Raw genomic sequence first — 16,811 nt, 5'->3', positions numbered from 1 at the left:
GCCTCCTGAAAGGGCAACCCATGCTCGACGTGCGCGGCCTGAAGAAGGTGTACGAGGGATCCGGGCGCCGCGTGGAGGCGGTGCGCGATCTCACCTTCACTGTCAACGCGGGCGAACTGGTCTGTCTCGTCGGCCCGTCGGGCTGCGGCAAGACGACCCTGCTGAAGTGCATGGGCGGCCTGCTCGCGCCGACGGGCGGCGAAGTGCTGCTGGAGGGCCGGAAGGTGACCGGGCCACCGCCCGGGATGGCGTTCGTGTTCCAGGAGTACGGGCGCAGCCTGTTCCCGTGGATGCGGGTCGGCGCCAATGTCGAACTCCCGCTGAAGCAGAAGGACTTGGACCGGAACAGGCGCCGGGAGCTGGTGCGGGACGCGCTGGAGTCCGTGGGACTCTCCGACGCCGCCGACGCCTACCCCTGGCAGCTGTCCGGCGGGATGCAGCAGCGGGTCGCCATCGCCCGGGCACTGGCCTACGAGCCGCGCGTCCTGCTGATGGACGAGCCGTTCGCGGCGGTCGACGCACAGACCCGCGCCGATCTGGAGGATCTCGTACGGCGGTTGTGGCGGGAGCGGGGCATCACGATCCTGTTCGTCACCCATGACATCGACGAGGCCGTGTATCTGGGCGAGCGTGTGGTCGTGCTGTCCGCCTCCCCCACGGTCGTCCAGGAGCAGCTGAAGGTCGATCTGCCCGACGAGCGGGACCAGTTGCACACACGTGTGGCCCCGCGCTTCGCCGAACTGCGGACCCATGTGTACGAGCAGATCCAGGCGGCGAAGCGCGGGGTGTCGGTCACGAAGTCAGATACGCCTCCACTTCACTGAACTGGGCGGCGGGCCAGCCGGTGTTGGCGGTCACATGCAGGCGCAGGTAGCGCACGCCGGTGCCGGGCAGGGTGACGGTGACCGTGTTCCCGGTGGCCGGGTCGAAGCGGTAGTCCCGGGAGGCGACCAGCGTGGAGTACCCGGAGCCGTCGGTGCTGCCCTGCACGGACAGGGTCTGGGTGCGGGCCTGCCAGGCGCTCGGCGGTGGCAGCTTCAGCACCAGACGCCGTACCGGCTCGGTGCTGCCGAGGTCGACGGTCCAGCTCTGCGGGAAGGCGTGGTTGGCCGACTCCCAGTAGCTGTTCGCGTCGCCGTCGACCGCCTTGCCGGGCGTGTAGACGTCCTGCGATCCGGTGGCCGTGGCCGGGCGGCCCTTGGCGAGGTTGCGGCTCGGATCGGGGTCCGGGTTGCCCTGCCCGGGCTGCGGCCAGGTGGAGCAGTCCGACCAGACGCTGCTCCAGCCGGAGTTGCCGCCGCCGTCGGTCAGCGCGAAGGTGCCGGAACCGGACGGATAGGGGCAGTTGTAGATTCCCGCGGCTCCTACGGCCGTCGCGGTGACGTTACGGAAGGTCGCGGCACCCGGCGCCTCCGCCTGGACGACGACCGTGCCGGTGTTGCGGACGGTCGCACCCTCGACGGTGATGTTCTTCGCCGCGTACCCACGGCCGCTGCCGGAGACGAACTCGAAGGCGCTGTACGGGCTGTCCGTGATGGTGGTGTTGGTGATCCGCACCTGTGCCTCGATGGCACTGTCGTAGGAGTCGACCCGGAGCGCGCCCATCGGGTGGTTCCAGTTGGGGTTCATCGCGCCGGTGCGCACCAGGGTGTTGCCGTCGACGGTGATGGTGCCGGCCAGCGGGTGGAAGGGGTCGAGGAACTTCTGGTTGGAGATCGCGATCCCGCTGCCGAGGGCGTTGGTGTCGGAGATCAGGTTTCCCCGGACCGTGATGTCGGTGCCGCCGTAGATCGCGATGCCGTTTGCGAGGTTCGGCTGGGTGATCGTGTTGTTCTCGAAACTGCTGTTGGTGTCCGGGGCATACAGCGACCACATGGCGAGCGCGTCGTCGCCCTGATTGCGCAGGAAGTTGTTGCGGACCTTGACCCCGCGGGCGTTGCCGTTGAGGTTGAGGCCGTCGGCGGTCATGTCGAGGAAGCGGCTGTTCTCGACGACCAGGTTGTCGTTGTTGCCCATCAGCCAGAGGCCGACCTTGAGGTGCTGCAGCCACATGCCGGACACGCTGGAGTTCGGCCCCAGGGACCCGTTGACGAAGTTGTCCGGGTTGGAGTCGACGCGCTCGGTGACCTCGCCGATGACCGCGAAGTCCTTGATGTGGACGCCTCCGGAGGAGCTCGACTGGTCGATGAAGCGGGAGCTGCGCACCACCGAGTGCCAGTGCCCGGCGCCCTGGAGGGTGACGTTCTGGACGCCGCTCAGGGAGGATGTCAGCCGGTACTGACCCGGCGGGATCCAGACGACTCCCCCTTGGGCCGCGGAGATCGCGTCCCGGAAGGCCTGCGTGGAGTCGCCCTGGCCACTGGGGTCGGCGCCCCTGGAGGTGACGGAGACCGAACCGGCGGGCTGCGCGGCGGGACCGGCGGCCTGCTCGAAGTCGGCCACGTCGACGGTGACCTGGACCCCGCTCGCCTCGACCGCGACCTTGTCCCCGGCCTGGATGTTCTGGCCGAGCAACAGCCGGGCGTTGTCGTAGAAGTGGTGGGTCTTGGCGCCCGGGATCCAGGGGGTGTCGACGTACGAGTACTTGGACGTCACCGGGATGGTCCGGTCGAGCCGGGTGCCGTTGACGTAGACGTTCAGCGAGCCGGACTGGCCGTCGGGGACGCTGTAGGCGACGTTCACGGCGTTGGCCGCGCGGGGCACCGTGAACTCGACCCGCTGGCCAGAGCCGAGCCGTACGGCCTGTCGGCCCGAGGCCTCGGAGGCGAGGGTGCCCTGGGTGTAGTCCGGGCCGATCCTGGTGCCGGTGGTGGTGGCGGACTCCGCCTCCACCGAGGTGAACGGGAGGGTGGCGCCCGCGGCGTGGGCCGTGGGGGCGGTGGCGGTGAGCAGGCCCGCCGCTAAGGCGGCGACCAGCGAAACTGGCATGAGCCTGACAGATCTATGCATGAGCTGATCCCTTCGGAGTGGGGGGCACGGTCTCAGGCACGCAGCCAGACCGCGGTGTCCTTCGGCAGCCTCCCTTCGGTGTCCAACGGAGCACTGCTGAGGAGCAGTTCGGAGTGGTCGGGCAGGTCGAACGGCTGGTCGCCGAGGTTCACCAGGCACAGCACGCCCTCGGCCCGGGTGAAGGCGAGGACGCTTTCGGGGGCGGGCAGCCAGGTGAGCGGGCCGTCGCCGAAGACGGGCCTGGTGCGGATCGCCCGGCGGTAGAGGCTGAGCATCGAGCCGGGGTCCACCGCCTGGCGGTCGGCCGCGTACGACGCCCAGTCGCCGGGCTGCGGCAGCCAGGGCTCGCCGCCGAATCCGGCGTACGGCTCCTCGGCGGCCCAGGGCAGTGGCACCCGGCAGCCGTCGCGGCCGGGGTCGGTGCCGCCGGAGCGGAAGTGCATGGGGTCCTCGATGCGGTCGAGGGGGATGTTCGCCTCGGGCAGGCCGAGTTCCTCGCCCTGGTAGAGGTAGACGGCTCCGGGCAGGGCCAGTGAGAGCAGTGCGGCGGCGCGGGCGCGCCGCGTGCCGAGGGCGAGGTCGGTGGGGGTGCCGAAGGCCTTGGCCGCGAAGTCGAAGCCGGTGTCCGTGCGGCCGTAGCGGGTGACCGTGCGGGTGACGTCGTGGTTGCACAGGACCCAGGTGGCCGGGGCGCCGACGGGGGCGTGCTCGGCGAGCGTGTCGTCGATGGATGTACGCAGCCTTGTCGCGTCCCAAGGGCAGGACAGGAAGGAGAAGTTGAAGGCGGTGTGCAGCTCGTCGGGGCGCAGATAGCGGGCGAAGCGTTCGGGGTCGGGGAGCCAGACCTCGCCGACGAAGATGCCGCCGTACTCGTCGGCCACCGCCCGCCAGGAGCGGTAGATGTCGTGGAGTTCGTCGCGATCGAGGAACGGGTTCGGGTCGCCTTCGACGAGGTCGGGCAGGGCCGGGTCCTTGGCGAGCAGCGCGGCCGAGTCGATGCGGACGCCCTCGACCCCGCGCTCGAACCAGAAGCGCAGGATGTCCTCGTGCTCCCGGCGGACGGCCGGATGGGCCCAGTTGAGGTCCGGCTGTTCGGGGGTGAACAGGTGGAGGTACCAGTCGCCGTCGGGCAGGCGGGTCCAGACCGGCTCGGCGGAGCCGACGAACTGGGACGGCCAGTCGTTGGGCGGGAGTTCGCCGTGCGGGCCGCGCCCCGGACGGAAGTGGAACAGCTCGCGCTCGGGGCTGCCCGGCCCGGCCGCGAGCGCCGCCCGGAACCAGGGGTGCTGGTCCGAGACATGGTTCGGCACGATGTCGACGATCGTCCGGATGCCCAGCTCCCGCGCCTCGGCGATCAGCTTCTCCGCCTCGGCGAGCGTGCCGAACGCCGGGGCGATGGCGCGGTAGTCGGCGACGTCGTAGCCGCCGTCCTTCATCGGGGACAGGTACCAGGGGTTGAACCACAGGGCGTCCACGCCGAGTTCGGCGAGATACGGCAGCCGGGAGCGGACGCCCGCGAGGTCGCCGGTGCCGTCGCCGCCGCCGTCCGCGAAACTGCGGACGTACACCTGGTAGATGACGGCGGAGCGCCACCAGTCGGTCTGCGTGAGGGCGTGCGTGGGCTGTGCCACTGTGCCTGCCTTTCTCTGGGTGGGTGCGGTGTCAGCCCTTCGTGCTGCCCGCGCTGATCCCGGCGATGATGTGCCGCTGGAAGATCAGGAACATCGCGACCATGGGGAGGGAGGCGATCACCATCGCGGCGATGAGCACGGTCAGTTGGATGTTCTGCGACAGCTGGACGAGTGCCACGCTGATCGGCTGTTTGTCTGTGTCGGAGAAGACCATCAGCGGCCAGAGGAAGTCCTGCCAGACCGCGACCAGCGCGAAGATCGACACGACGCCGAGCACCGGCCGGGACATCGGCAGCACGATCGACCACAGGATGCGCAGCTTTCCCGCGCCGTCGATCTCGGCGGCCTCCAGCACATCGCGCGGGATCTGATCGAAGAACCGCTTGAGCAGATACAGGTTGAAGGCGTTGGCGACCGCCGGGAGCCAGATCGCGAGAGGGTCGTTGAGCAGGCCCAGGTCGGCCACGGTCAGATACTTCGGTACGACCAGTGCCTGGGCCGGGACCATCAGCGTGGCGAGGATGCCGCCGAGGATGACCTTGCCGAAGACCGGCCTGAGTTTGGAGAGCGCGTAGGCGGCGGCCGTGCACAGGACGATCTGGAACAGCCAGGCGCCGGCCGCCTGGACCACCGTGTTCCACAGATGGGTCGGCAGCTGCATCAGTTCCCAGGCGTCGGTGTAGCCGCTGAGGTGCCACTCCTCCGGGACGATCGTGGGCGGCGTCCGCGCCACCTCGTCCGGTGACTTCACGGCGCCGGTCAGCATCCAGTAGACGGGGAAGAGGAAGGCTGCCGTGAACAGCAGCAGGATCCCGGTGAAGACCGTCCAGTAGACCGCCTTGCCACGCGGCCGGGCGAGCGCGGCCGGGGAGACGAGGGTGCGGGTGCTCATGCGGTCTCCTCCCCTTCGCTGCGGGTGAGCCGCAGATAGACGGCGGAGAAGATGCCGAGGAACACCAACAGCATCACGCTGAGCGCGCAGGCGCCGCCGAAGTCGTTGTAGAGGAAGGCGTACTTGTAGATCAGGTAGAGGACGGTGACCGTGGCGTTCTCGGGACCGCCGCCGGTGATGACGAACGGTTCGGTGAAGACCTGCATCGTGGCGATGATCTGAAGCAGCATCAGCATGAGGATGACGAACCTGGTCTGCGGGATCGTCACATGCCGGATGCGCTGGAGCAGGTTCGCGCCGTCCAGTTCGGCCGCCTCGTACAGCTCTCCGGGGATGGACTGAAGGGCGGCCAGATAGATCAGGACGGTGCCGCCCATGTTGGCCCAAGTGGCCACGATCACCAGGGAGATCAGTGCGGTGTCGGCGCCGTTGGACCAGTTCGAGGTGGGCAGATGGAGGAAGCGCAGCGCCTCGTTGGCGAGGCCGGCGCCGGGGTCGTAGAACCACTTCCACAGCAGGGCGCTGACCACCGGCGGGATCATCACCGGCAGATAGACCACGATCCGGAAGAAGGCCTTGGCGTGCCTCAACTCATTGAGGACCAGGGCGAGTACGAAGGGGATCGCGAAGCCGATCAGCAGGGCGAGCAGGGTGAAGGTGAGGGTGTTGCGCCAGGCCGCCGTGAACTCCGGGTCGTCCAGGACGCGGGTGAAGTTGTCGACGCCGACCCACTCGGGGTCCGAGCCCGGTGTGTACTCCTGGAAGGCGATCACGACCGCGCGGATCGCCGGGTACCAGGAGAACAGGGCGAAGCAGGTCAGGCCGCCGATCAGGAAGGCGTGGGCGCGCAGTTGGTCGGTGAGGCGGCGCCGCCTCCGGTCCCCTGCCGGGGGCGGCGCCTGCATCGGACGTACCGTGATCGCCCCGACGGGCTCTCGTGCGGCGGTCTTGGGCATCTCGGTCGGCCTCAGCCTCGGGCGAGGATGCCGTCGATCTTGCCGGAGGCATCCTTCAGCAGCCGGTCGATGTCGGCGTCCTTCTTGGTGAGGACGGCGGAGACCACTCCGTCGAGGACGGAGTAGATCTGCTGGGCGTTCGGCGGCTCGATCTTCATCTCCAGGCTCTGGTTGCCGTCGAGGAAGGCCTGGTAGTTCTCCACCGGCACATTGGCGTTGGCCTTCTTGACCTGCTGGTCCTTGGCGTCGGCGGCGCCGGTGAACAGGCGCGGCTCGGGCAGGCCCACCGGTGCGTCGGCCTTCTTGGCGCGGGCGTAGTCGCCGAGGAAGCCGTCTCCGGGGGTGAGGAACATGTGGTCGAGCCACTTCAGGCCGGCCCTGATCTGCTCGCGGCTCGCCTTCTTGTTGAACATGTAGCCGTCGCCGCCGATCAGCGTGCCCTCGCCGCCGGGCATGGGCGCGAGCGCGAGGTCCTCGTAGTCGCCACCCTTCTCCTTGACCAGGATCGGGATGTTGTCCGGGGCGGAGAGGTACATGCCGAGCTTGCCCGAACCCATCATCTGCTGGGCGTCGTTGATGACGAGGAGCTGCTTGCTGCCCATGGAGTTGTCGGTCCAGCGCATGTCGTGCAGCGTCTGGAGCACGGCCCGGCCCTCGGGTGTGTCGATGGTCGCCTTCTTGCCGTCGGCGCTCACCACGTCACCGCCCTGCGAGTACAGCTCGGCCGTGAAATGCCAACCGCCCTGGTTCTGGGCGGAGTAGTCGGCGTATCCGACGACGCCGTCACCGAGCCCGGCGATCTTCTTCGCGGCGGCACGGAGTTCGGCCCAGGTCGCCGGAGGCCGGTCGGGGTCGAGGCCCGCCTCCTCGAAGAGTTGCTTGTTGTAGATCAGGCCCATCGAGTAGCCGGTGCGCGGGATGCCGTAGACCTTGCCGTCGACGGTGTAGATGTCCCGCAGCTGCTGCTGGATGGTCTCGTAGATCTTCAACTCCTTGAGGTACGGCGTGAGATCGGCCGCCTGGTTGATGTCGACGACGTGCTTGGCGTCGGTGAAGTACGTGTAGAAGACGTCCTCCATCTGCCCGCCGGCGAGCTTGGCGTCGAAGGTCTTCGGGTCCTGGCAGGGGAACGCGTCGTGCGGGACGACGTCGATGTCCGGGTTCTGCTTCTCGAAGGAGGCGATGTCGTCCTCGAAGAACTGGCGGTCGACCTTGGCGCTCTTGGGCGGCATGCAGTTGACCGTGATGCGGGTCTTGCCGCTCGCCGAGTCGTCGTCATCGGACCCACAGGAGGTGACGGCGAGGACGAGCGAGCAGGCGCTGAGCGCGACGAACGTACGGCGGAACCCGGTGCTTCTCATCGGTGGACCCCTCTGGGCAGGAGCAGGGAGGCACGGCGGAGGGCGCGAGCGCCCCGCCGTGCTGGCGCGCCGCACACTCAAGCACCGGCGACATCAGTCCGCAAGATGTCGCGCAGAATCTGTAATTATTCGACAGTCGAGTGGATCTCAGCTACGACGGGCTTGTGCCGTGGACCCCCGGACCACCAGCTCGGGCTCGAAGAGCAACTCCTCGGGGGTCACGGAACCGCCGCCGATCTGCGCGTTCAGCAGTTCCACGGCCGCCCTGCCCATGGCCTCGATGGGCTGGCGGACGGTGGTCAGCGGGGGTTCCGTGCAGTTCATGAACGCGGAGTCGTCGTAGCCGACGACCGACACCTGCCCCGGCACCTCAAGTCCCTTGCGGCGGGCGGCTCTGATGGCACCGAGGGCGAGCGGATCGCTGGCGCAGATGATGCCGGTGACCCCGCGGTCGATCAGCCGGGAGGCCGCCGCGTGACCGCCCTCGATGGAGAACATGGCCCGTGCGACATGCTCATCGGGCAGCTCCCCCACGGCCCGCGCCGCGGCCAGCTTCCGAGCCGACGGCACATGGTCCTGCGGCCCCAGCACCAGCCCGATGCGCTCGTGGCCGAGGGAGGCGAGATGGCGCCAGGCCTGCTCGACGGCCACCGCGTCGTCGCAGGACACGCCGGGAAAGCCCAGGTCGGCGAAGGACGCGTTGACGAGGACGACCGGGATGTTGCGGTCCGCGAGCTGCCGGTAGTGGTCGTGCGGGGCGTCGGCCTGGGCGTACAGGCCGCCGGCGAAGACGACACCCGAGACCTGCTGCTGGAGCAGCAGTTCCACGTAGTCCGCTTCTGAGACGCCGCCCTTGGTCTGGGTGCACAGCACCGGAGTCAGACCGAGCTGGGCGAGCGCGCCGCCGATCACCTCGGCGAACGCCGGGAAGATCGGGTTCTGCAGCTCGGGCAGCACGAGGCCCACGAGCCGGGCGCGCTCACCGCGCAGTTGCGTGGGCCGCTCGTAGCCGAGCACGTCCAGGGCGGACAGCACCGCCTGCCGGGTGACCTCGGAGACTCCGGGCTTGCCGTTGAGCACCCGGCTGACCGTGGCCTCGCTGACCCCGACCTTCTTCGCCACCTCAGCAAGTCGTCGCGTCATGCACGCAAGAATAGCGCAAGGAATGCAAATGGCTTGCGTTGAATTGCGGATCGGTTCGTCGAGCCGGGCCGCCTACTTCGCGGCCCACAGCCCCCGGACATGGCCGAGATGCCGGGTCATGACCTCTCGCACAGCCTGCTCGTCGCGATCCAGCAGGGCGTCGAGGAGTTCCAGGTGCTCCTCGGCGGAAGCCAGCAGGCGGCCCGCCTTCACCAGCGCGGTGAGCCCGTAGAGCCGGGAGCGGCCGCGCAGGTCGCCGACGACCTCGACGAGGTGGGCATTGCCGGCCAGGGCGAGCAGACCGAGGTGGAAGCGGGTGTCGGCCTCGACGTACGCGATGAGGTCACCGGCCGCCGCGGCCTGCACGATCTCCCGGGCGGCCGGGCGCAGCGCCTCCAGGGAGACCGGGTCGGCGGTCCTGGCCAGCTCGACGACGGTGGGGATCTCGATGAGCGCGCGGATGTGGGTGTACTCGTCGAGCTGCTTCTCGGAGACCGCGGTGACCCGGAAACCCTTGTTGGGGACGGTGTCGACCAGGCCCTCCTTGACGAGGTCCAGCATGGCCTCGCGCACCGGCGTCGCCGAGACGCCGAAACGGGCGGCCAGGGTCGGCGCCGAGTACACCTCGCCCGGGAGCAGTTCACCGGCGATCAGCGCGGCCCGCAGGGCATCGGCGACCCGCTCGCGGTAGCTGCGCTTCTTGCCGCCCAGCGTGGGGAGGGAGGGGGCGCCGACGGGCTGGGCGGGCATAGGGGTGTCTCCTCGGGAGTGCAATGTCACGCGTCACCGGTCATTATCCCAGCCCCGGCGGGGCCCGGAGGACGCGTCCGGTGTCCGCGCCCGGCGCCGGGTCTAGAGGATGAATCCGGCCGGGAACGGGTCGGTGGGATCGAGCAGATACTGGGCGGTGCCGGTGATCCAGGCCCGGCCGGTGAAGCTCGGCAGGACGGCGGGGATTCCTGCGACCTCGGTGGTGCCGAGGAGGCGGCCGGTGAACTGCGTCCCGATGAAGGACTCGTTCACGAACTCCGTGTGCAGGGGGAGTTCACCGCGCGCGTGCAGTTGTGCCATGCGGGCGCTGGTGCCGGTGCCGCAGGGTGAGCGGTCGAACCAGCCCGGGTGGATGGCCATCGCATGCCGGGAGTGACGGGCTGTCGCGCCGGGCGCGTACAGGTGGACGTGGTGGCAGCCGTGGATCGAGGGGTCCTCCGGATGGACGGGCTCTACCTCGGCGTTGATCGCCTCCATGAGGGACAGGCCCGCTTTGAGGATGTCGTCCTTGCGGGTGCGGTCGAAGGGCAGCCCGAACTCCGCCAGCGGCAGGATGGCGTAGAAGTTGCCGCCGTAGGCCAGGTCATATGTCACCGTGCGCCCGTCGGCGAGTGTGATCTTGCGGTCGAGGCCGACGGAGAAGGACGGCACGTTCTGGAGAGTGACGGCCTTCGCGGCGCCGTTCTCCACCGCGACCTCGGCGACGACCAGGCCCGCCGGGGTGTCGAGCCGGATGGTGGTGACCGGCTCGACGACCTCGACCATGCCGGTCTCCACCAGCACGGTGGCCACCCCGATGGTGCCGTGGCCGCACATCGGCAGATAGCCGGAGACCTCGATGTAGACGACACCCCAGTCGCAGTCGGGCCGGGTGGGCGGCTGGAGGATCGCTCCGCTCATCGCCGAGTGCCCGCGCGGCTCGTTCATCAGGAGCTGCTTGATGTCGTCGCGGTGCTCCCGGAAGTACAGCCGCCGCTCGTTCATGGTGGCGCCGGGGATCGTGCCGATACCGCCGGTGATCACGCGGGTGGGCATGCCCTCGGTGTGCGAGTCGACGGCGTGCAGGACGAGTTTGCTGCGCATGATCCCTAGGCCAATCCGGCCGCGACGGCCTTCTCCGTGGCGGCTCGGACGGCCGCCTCCTGCTCGGGCAGCAGCGGGACGCGCGGTGGGCGCACGGGACCGCCGGGCCGGCCCACGAGGTCCATGGACAACTTGATGGCCTGCACGAACTCGACCTTGGAGTCCCAGCGCAGCAGCGGGTGCAGCTGCTCGTACAGCTTCTTGGCCGTGGCGAGGTCACCGGCGACGGCCGCGCGGTAGAGCTCGACGCTCGCACGGGGCAGCGCGTTCGGGTAGCCCGCCACCCAGCCCTTGGCGCCGGCCAGCGCCAGCTCCAGCAGGACGTCGTCGGCGCCGATCAACAGGTCCAGTTCCGGGGCGAGTTCCGCGAGCTGATAGGCGCGACGGACATCACCGGAGAACTCCTTCACCGCGTGGATATGGCCCTCGGCGTGGAGCTCGGCGAGCAGTTCCGGCACCAGGTCGACCTTGGTGTCGATGGGGTTGTTGTACGCCACGACCGGCACGCCCGCCTTCGCGACCTCCGCGTAGTGCAACAGCACCGACCGCTGGTCGGCGCGGTACGCGTTCGGAGGCAGCAGCATCACGGACGCACAGCCCGCATCGCGCGCCTGCTCGGCCCAGCGACGGGCCTCGGCGGAGCCGTACGCGGCGACACCGGGCATCACCCGCTCGCCCCCGATGGCGGCGACGGCCGTCTCCACGACCTTGGCGCGCTCCTCGGGGGTGAGGACCTGGTACTCGCCGAGCGAGCCGTTCGGCACGACGCCGTCGCAGCCGTTCTCGACGAGCCAGGCGCAGTGTTCCGCGTACTTGGCGTGGTCGACGGAGAGGTCGTCGCGGAGCGGGAGGGCCGTGGCGACGAGGACGCCGCGCCAGGGGTGGTTCTCGGTGGCAGTCATCTGGGTGGATCCCTCTCAATGCGGTGTGACATTTTACTGTTGGGAAAGGAGATGCGCATAGTGATACGCGTGGTCAGTCGCCGTCGGCTTCCCCGGCCCGCGCCAGCACGCCGAGCGGCACGGGCCGGGCGAACGGCCGCCGCGACGGCGTGAGCGCACACCCCGCGAGTCCCGCGACCGCCGGTCCGCACACCCGCCCCTGGCACCAGCCCATCCCGGCCCGGGTCAGCAGCTTCACGGTCCGTACGTCACCGGCACCGAGCTCCTCGACGGCCTCGCGGACAGCCCCGCCGGTGACCTCCTCACAGCGGCACACGACGGTGTCGTCGGTGATCTGCTCGGTCCAGTGCGCGGGCGGGGCATAGACGGTGTCGAGCGCGGCGAAGAAGGCCCGCAGCCGGGTACGGGTCTTCGCGGCCGCCGCCCACGCGCGCGGGTCGGGTGCGGTGCCGTGCAGTCGCGCGGCGGCGGAGCGGCCCGCGATGTGACCCTCGGCGAGGGAGAGCGCGGCGCCGCCGATGCCGGTGGTCTCGCCCGCGGCCCAGACGCCGGGTACGTCGGTGCGCTGCTCGTCGTCGACGTGCACGGCGAGACCGTCGAGTCGGCAGCCGAGGGTCTCGGCGAGGTCGGTGTGCGGCAGCATGCCGTGGCCGACGGCGAGGGTGTCGCAGGGGATACGGCGTTCGCTGCCCGGCCTGACCCGCCCGTCATAGTCGAGCGCGGCCACGGTGACCGCCTCGAGGCGGTCGGTGCCGTGCGCCTCGACGACGGTGTGGTGGACGAGGGTCCGCACCCGGTGCCGGAGCAACTGCGCCGCGTACCCGGCGCCTTCGGCAACCTTGCCGGGCTGGACGACCAGCGCGCGGGACCGGCGTACAAAGGCCGGCGGGTCGGCCGACTCCACGAGCGCGGCCACCTCGACGCCCGCCGCGGCGAGCCCGCTCGCCACCGGCAGCAGCAGAGGCCCGGTCCCGGCGACCACGGCGGTACGTCCGGACACCGCGAGGCCGCCCTTGAGCATGGCCTGGGCACCGCCTGCGGTGACGACGCCCGGGAGGGTCCAGCCGGGGAAGGGCAGCACCTTCTCGTAGCCGCCGGTGGCCAGGAGTACGGCGTCGGCGTGTACCTCGGCCGGCTTCTCCTGCTCCGGTCCGAGCAGCGCATGCACAGTGAAGCCGTCGGTGCGCCGCTCCACGAACCACACGTGATGGTCCGTCAAATGCCTTACGACACCTGCTCCGACGTGGGTCCGCAGTCCGTCCCTGAGCCGCTCCCAGGTGCGCCACTGGTGGTGCAGGGCCTGGGGCCTGCGGGCGTTCAGGGCCGCTGCGGGCTGCCGGTAGAACTGCCCGCCCGCCTCCGTCGCCGCGTCGATGAACGTGACGCGTACACCCCGCGCGGCAGCCGCCAGGGCCGCGGCTAGTCCGGCCGGACCCGCTCCGATCACGGCGAGTTCAGGCATCATGGCCCGTCCCCTCCTGCGTACGGATCGCGTCACCCGGGTGCAATGGCACCAGGCAAGCGCGTTGGTTCGGACGGTCGTTGACGGTCACCAGGCAGTCGAAGCAGACGCCGATGCCGCAGAAGATGCCGCGCGGACGGCCCTCGCCCCGGGTGGTACGCCATGAGGTGACGCCCGCCGACCAGAGCGCGGCGGCGACGGTCTGCCCGGGCAACGCCTCGATTTCGCGGCCGTCGAGGGTGACCGTGAAGGCCGGTCCCGGCCGGGCGTCGGCGAGGTCGAGCGGGGTTCTCACGCGGTCTCCTCCGCATCAGTGGGGAAGCGGTCGGGGCGGAAGGGCGCCAGGTCCAGCTCGGGCGCCTTCTCGGTCAGCGTCTGCGCGATCAAGTGGCCGGTGCCGGTGGCGAGTCCGATGCCCGCGCCCTCGTGCCCGCAGGCGTGGTGCAGGCCGGGGACGCGCGGGTCGGGGCCGATGGCGGGAAGGTGGTCGGGCAGGTAGGGGCGGAAGCCGAGGTAGGCGCGCTGGGCGCGGATGTCCGCCAGGAAGGGGAAGAGCCGGGTCGCGCCGGCCGCCAACTCCCGTACGACAGGCAGCGAGAAGGACCGGTCGAAGCCGACGCGCTCGCGGCTGGCGCCGATCAGTACCGGTCCCGCTGCCGTGCCCTCCACGACCGGCGAGGTCTGGAGCGCGGCCGAGTCGCTGGCCACGTCGGCCACGTAGTCGGCGGCGTAGACCTTGTGGCGGACCAGACGCGGGAGGGGTTCGGTGACGAGGACGAAGCCTCGGCGCGGGAGGACCGGCAGGTGGGCGTCGGCGAGCGCGGCCAGTTCGCCGCCCCAGGTCCCGGCGGCGTTGACGACCGCCGGGGCGTGGATGTCGCCGTGGTCGGTGCGGACGCCGAGCACCGCGCCCTCGGGGGTGCGTGGAATGCCGGTGACGGTACGGCCGGTGAGCAGGCGGGCGCCGGAGGCGCGGAGCAGGTGGGCGGCTGCCAGGGCGGGCATCACCTGGCAGTCCTGCGGGTAGTGCATGCCGCCCGCCAGCCCGGGGGCGAGGTGCGGTTCGAGGTCGTACAGCCCGTCGCCCTCCACGGTCTCGGCGACAACACCGGCCGCGCTCTGTCCGTCGGCGAACCGCTCCAGAGCCGCGAGCCCCTGCGGGGTCGAGGCGACGACGACGCCGCCCTTGGCCTCGTACTCGATGATCTCCCCGAATTCCTCGGCGAGGTCCGCCCACAGACGCCCCGACAGAAGCGCGAGGTCCAGCTCCGGGCCCGGCTCCTTGTCGGAGACGAGGAGGTTGCCCTCCCCCGCTCCGGTCGTGCCGCCGGCCACCGGGCCGCGGTCGACCACGATGACGTCGAGGCCCGCCCGGGCCGCGTACAGGGCGCAGGCCGCGCCCACCATCCCGGCTCCGACGACCACGACATCGCAGGTCAATCGCTTGCTCACGGCAGTACTATGTCACATGCTTCTCTTGCTGGGAACGCCACCACACTCATGGAAGAGGTGCCCGACGTGGCCAAGGGCCGAAAGAACGGTCTGTACCGAGGAATCTCCGAGGAGCTGTCCGCGCTGATGCGCACGGGCTGGGCCGACACCGAGCGCAGGGATCTGGAGCCGACCGAGCAGGCGCCCCACGCGGCCCGCCGCCGCGCCGCGCTCTCCGCCCGCTTCCCGGGCGAGCGGCTGGTCATCCCCTCCGGCGGTCTCAAGATCCGCTCCAACGACAGCCACTACCCGTTCCGTCCGTACTCGGGCTACGTCCACCTGACGGGCGATCAGGCCCGCAACGGCGCCTTGGTCCTGGAGCCCCGCCCCGACGGCGGCCACGACGCCCACTGCTACCAACTCCCCCGCGACAGCCGGGACAGCGACGAGTTCTGGTCCGGCTACACCGCCGAGCTGTGGATGGGCCGCCGCCCGACGCTCGCCGAGGCGGAGCTGGTGCTCGGGCTGCCGTGCCGGGACATACGCACGATCGCCGAGGACCTCGCCAAGTCCTCCCCCGCCCCCACTCGTATCGTCCGCGGCATCGACCCCGCCCTGGAGGCCGCGCTCACCACCGACGAGGACCGGGACGACGCGCTCGAAGAGGCCGTCTCCGGCCTCCGGTTGATCAAGGACGAGTGGGAGATCGGCGAGATGCGCCGCGCCGTGGACGCCACGGTCCGCGGATTCACCGACGTCGTACGGGAGTTGTCGCAGGCGGTCGCCACCTCGGAGCGGTGGATCGAGGGCACCTTCTTCCGCCGCGCCCGGCTGGAGGGCAACGACGTCGGCTATGGCTCGATCTGCGCGGCCGGCGAGCACGCCACGATCATGCACTGGCAGCACAACGACGGCCCGGTCCGCCCCGGCGAACTCCTGCTGCTGGACGCGGGTGTCGAGACCCGCACCCTCTACACCGCCGACGTCACCCGCACGCTCCCGATCAACGGCACCTTCGGCCCCCTCCAACGCGAGGTCTACGACGCCGTGTTCGAGGCCCAGGAAGCGGGCATGGCCGCCGTCAAGCCGGGCGCGCACTACCGCGACTTCCACGAGGCCGCCCAGCGGTCGCTGGCCGAGCGGCTGGTGGCGTGGGGCTTCATCGAGGGCCCGGCCGAGCGGGCGTACGAGCTGGGCCTCCAGCGGCGGTTCACCATGGCCGGCACCGGCCACATGCTCGGCCTCGATGTCCACGACTGTGCCCGGGCCCGCACCGAGGACTACGTCGACGGTGTCCTGGAGCCCGGTATGTGCCTCACCGTCGAGCCGGGCCTGTACTTCCAGCCCGACGACCTGACGGTCCCCGAGGAGTGGCGGGGCATCGGCGTCCGTATCGAGGACGACCTGCTGGTCACGGAGGACGGCCACGAGAACCTGTCGGCGGCATTGCCGCGCTCCGCCGACGAGGTCGAGGCGTGGCTGCGGAAGTACGCGGGCTGACCGGCGGGCGCTGACGAGGCGCCGTCGGCGACCTGAACGCCGACGGTGCCCGTCAGGCCTCGGGAGCGGGCACCACGCTCAGGTGGGCCGCCGTGCGCCGTGGGCGTCCCGTTCTGCGCGAGGGGTGCGCCGGGCGGCGCATCTCGCGCAGCACCAGCGTGATCCGTGTGTACCCCATGTCCTTCAGGATGCCGGGGGTCTCGTCGACGATCCGGCAGTCGGTGGCGCCCCAGCGGGGGTCCGGGTGCAGCAGCGGCCGTACGGCGCCGTCGTGTGCGAGGGCCTGCTCGCCGACCGTGCGGATCCAGTGCGGCAGGCCGTGCCGGTAGGCCGCCTCCATGATCGGGTCCTGGGCGATGTCCCGGCGGATGGTCTGCAGGCCGTGGTCATGGCCGTGCCGCTCCACGGCGGCGGCGAAGTTCGCCAGCAACGGCAGGCACCAGCTGGACTCGTGGTCGCCGAGGACGGTGCTCGCGTCGGGGTGGAACAGCACGAAGCGCAGGAAGTTGTCACCGGGCATGGCCGTCGGATGCGGGCCCACGCCACCAAAAAGTGACGCGAAAGCGGTGTTGGCCAGGACGACGTCCCAGCGGTGGTCGAGCACGACGGAGGGGAACGACACGGCCTCCAGGAGGCTGGCGTAGTCCTGGAGATAGGCCTGGGCCTCGGGATTCTCGGGGACGGGCCGCGGTGCCGATCGCTGCCCTCCTGCCTGATATGCCATCGGGAG

The 16,811-nt window shown here is 70.4% G+C and carries 15 protein-coding genes; 2 read left to right on the top strand and 13 right to left on the bottom strand.

Translation table 11 applies throughout. The features are described from left to right. Positions 1-20: 20 nt before the first annotated feature. A complete protein-coding gene (locus OHT76_RS35940; protein ID WP_328875037.1) occupies positions 21-824 on the top strand; it encodes an ABC transporter ATP-binding protein in 804 nt (267 codons plus the stop codon). Here the strand turns inward: OHT76_RS35940 and OHT76_RS35935 are convergent. The 12 genes from OHT76_RS35935 to OHT76_RS35880 all read right to left on the bottom strand — a co-directional run bounded on the left by OHT76_RS35935 (position 793) and on the right by OHT76_RS35880 (position 14,602). Next, positions 793-2,928 (bottom strand): galactose-binding domain-containing protein, encoded by a 2,136-nt coding sequence (locus tag OHT76_RS35935; protein WP_443049877.1) that lies wholly within the window; start codon positions 2,926-2,928, stop codon positions 793-795. The genes OHT76_RS35940 and OHT76_RS35935 overlap by 32 nt on opposite strands. A gap of 53 nt (positions 2,929-2,981) precedes the next feature. Beyond that, positions 2,982-4,580, bottom strand: a complete 1,599-nt coding sequence (locus tag OHT76_RS35930; protein ID WP_328875035.1) for a glycoside hydrolase family 13 protein — start codon at positions 4,578-4,580, stop codon at positions 2,982-2,984. 31 nt (positions 4,581-4,611) lie between these two features. Beyond that, positions 4,612-5,472: a carbohydrate ABC transporter permease gene (locus OHT76_RS35925; protein WP_328875034.1), complete on the bottom strand. Its 861-nt coding sequence runs from the start codon at positions 5,470-5,472 to the stop codon at positions 4,612-4,614. Continuing rightward, positions 5,469-6,428 carry a carbohydrate ABC transporter permease gene (locus OHT76_RS35920; protein WP_328875033.1) on the bottom strand — a complete coding sequence of 320 codons (960 nt, stop codon included), beginning with the start codon at positions 6,426-6,428 and terminating at the stop codon, positions 5,469-5,471. Before OHT76_RS35920 ends, OHT76_RS35925 begins: the two co-directional genes overlap by 4 nt. A gap of 11 nt (positions 6,429-6,439) precedes the next feature. After that, the gene (locus OHT76_RS35915; RefSeq protein ID WP_328875032.1) at positions 6,440-7,789 is read right to left on the bottom strand and encodes an ABC transporter substrate-binding protein; all 1,350 of its coding nucleotides are present in this window, start codon (positions 7,787-7,789) and stop codon (positions 6,440-6,442) included. Between the two features lie 147 nt (positions 7,790-7,936). Beyond that, the gene (locus OHT76_RS35910; protein ID WP_328875031.1) at positions 7,937-8,932 is read right to left on the bottom strand and encodes a LacI family DNA-binding transcriptional regulator; all 996 of its coding nucleotides are present in this window, start codon (positions 8,930-8,932) and stop codon (positions 7,937-7,939) included. Between the two features lie 72 nt (positions 8,933-9,004). Continuing rightward, on the bottom strand, positions 9,005-9,682 hold the full coding sequence (locus tag OHT76_RS35905) for a GntR family transcriptional regulator (protein WP_328875030.1): 678 nt from the start codon (positions 9,680-9,682) through the stop codon (positions 9,005-9,007). A 102-nt stretch (positions 9,683-9,784) separates the two neighbouring features. Beyond that, entirely contained in the window at positions 9,785-10,786 is a 1,002-nt protein-coding gene (locus tag OHT76_RS35900) for a proline racemase family protein (protein WP_328875029.1), read from the bottom strand. Positions 10,787-10,791: 5 nt separating this feature from the next. Then, complete coding sequence (locus tag OHT76_RS35895) at positions 10,792-11,688, bottom strand: dihydrodipicolinate synthase family protein (protein ID WP_328875028.1); 897 nt, start codon at positions 11,686-11,688, stop codon at positions 10,792-10,794. A gap of 73 nt (positions 11,689-11,761) precedes the next feature. Beyond that, complete coding sequence (locus OHT76_RS35890) at positions 11,762-13,153, bottom strand: NAD(P)/FAD-dependent oxidoreductase (protein WP_328875027.1); 1,392 nt, start codon at positions 13,151-13,153, stop codon at positions 11,762-11,764. Then, complete coding sequence (locus tag OHT76_RS35885; RefSeq protein WP_328875026.1) at positions 13,143-13,445, bottom strand: (2Fe-2S)-binding protein; 303 nt, start codon at positions 13,443-13,445, stop codon at positions 13,143-13,145. Before OHT76_RS35885 ends, OHT76_RS35890 begins: the two co-directional genes overlap by 11 nt. Continuing rightward, entirely contained in the window at positions 13,442-14,602 is a 1,161-nt protein-coding gene (locus OHT76_RS35880) for an NAD(P)/FAD-dependent oxidoreductase (RefSeq protein WP_328875025.1), read from the bottom strand. Before OHT76_RS35880 ends, OHT76_RS35885 begins: the two co-directional genes overlap by 4 nt. Before the next feature lie 66 nt (positions 14,603-14,668). Between OHT76_RS35880 and OHT76_RS35875 the strand changes: the two genes are divergently transcribed. Next, positions 14,669-16,081: an aminopeptidase P family protein gene (locus OHT76_RS35875; protein WP_328875024.1), complete on the top strand. Its 1,413-nt coding sequence runs from the start codon at positions 14,669-14,671 to the stop codon at positions 16,079-16,081. A gap of 52 nt (positions 16,082-16,133) precedes the next feature. Here the strand turns inward: OHT76_RS35875 and OHT76_RS35870 are convergent, their stop codons facing one another. After that, positions 16,134-16,805, bottom strand: a complete 672-nt coding sequence (locus OHT76_RS35870; protein ID WP_328875023.1) for an MmyB family transcriptional regulator — start codon at positions 16,803-16,805, stop codon at positions 16,134-16,136. Between the last annotated feature and the right edge of the window lie 6 nt (positions 16,806-16,811).

The sequence above is a fragment of the Streptomyces sp. NBC_00287 genome (assembly GCF_036173105.1).
In the GTDB taxonomy this organism is placed as follows: domain Bacteria; phylum Actinomycetota; class Actinomycetes; order Streptomycetales; family Streptomycetaceae; genus Streptomyces.
Note: the sequence above shows the minus strand (reverse complement) of the source record. Positions and strands in the feature narration are given on the sequence as shown.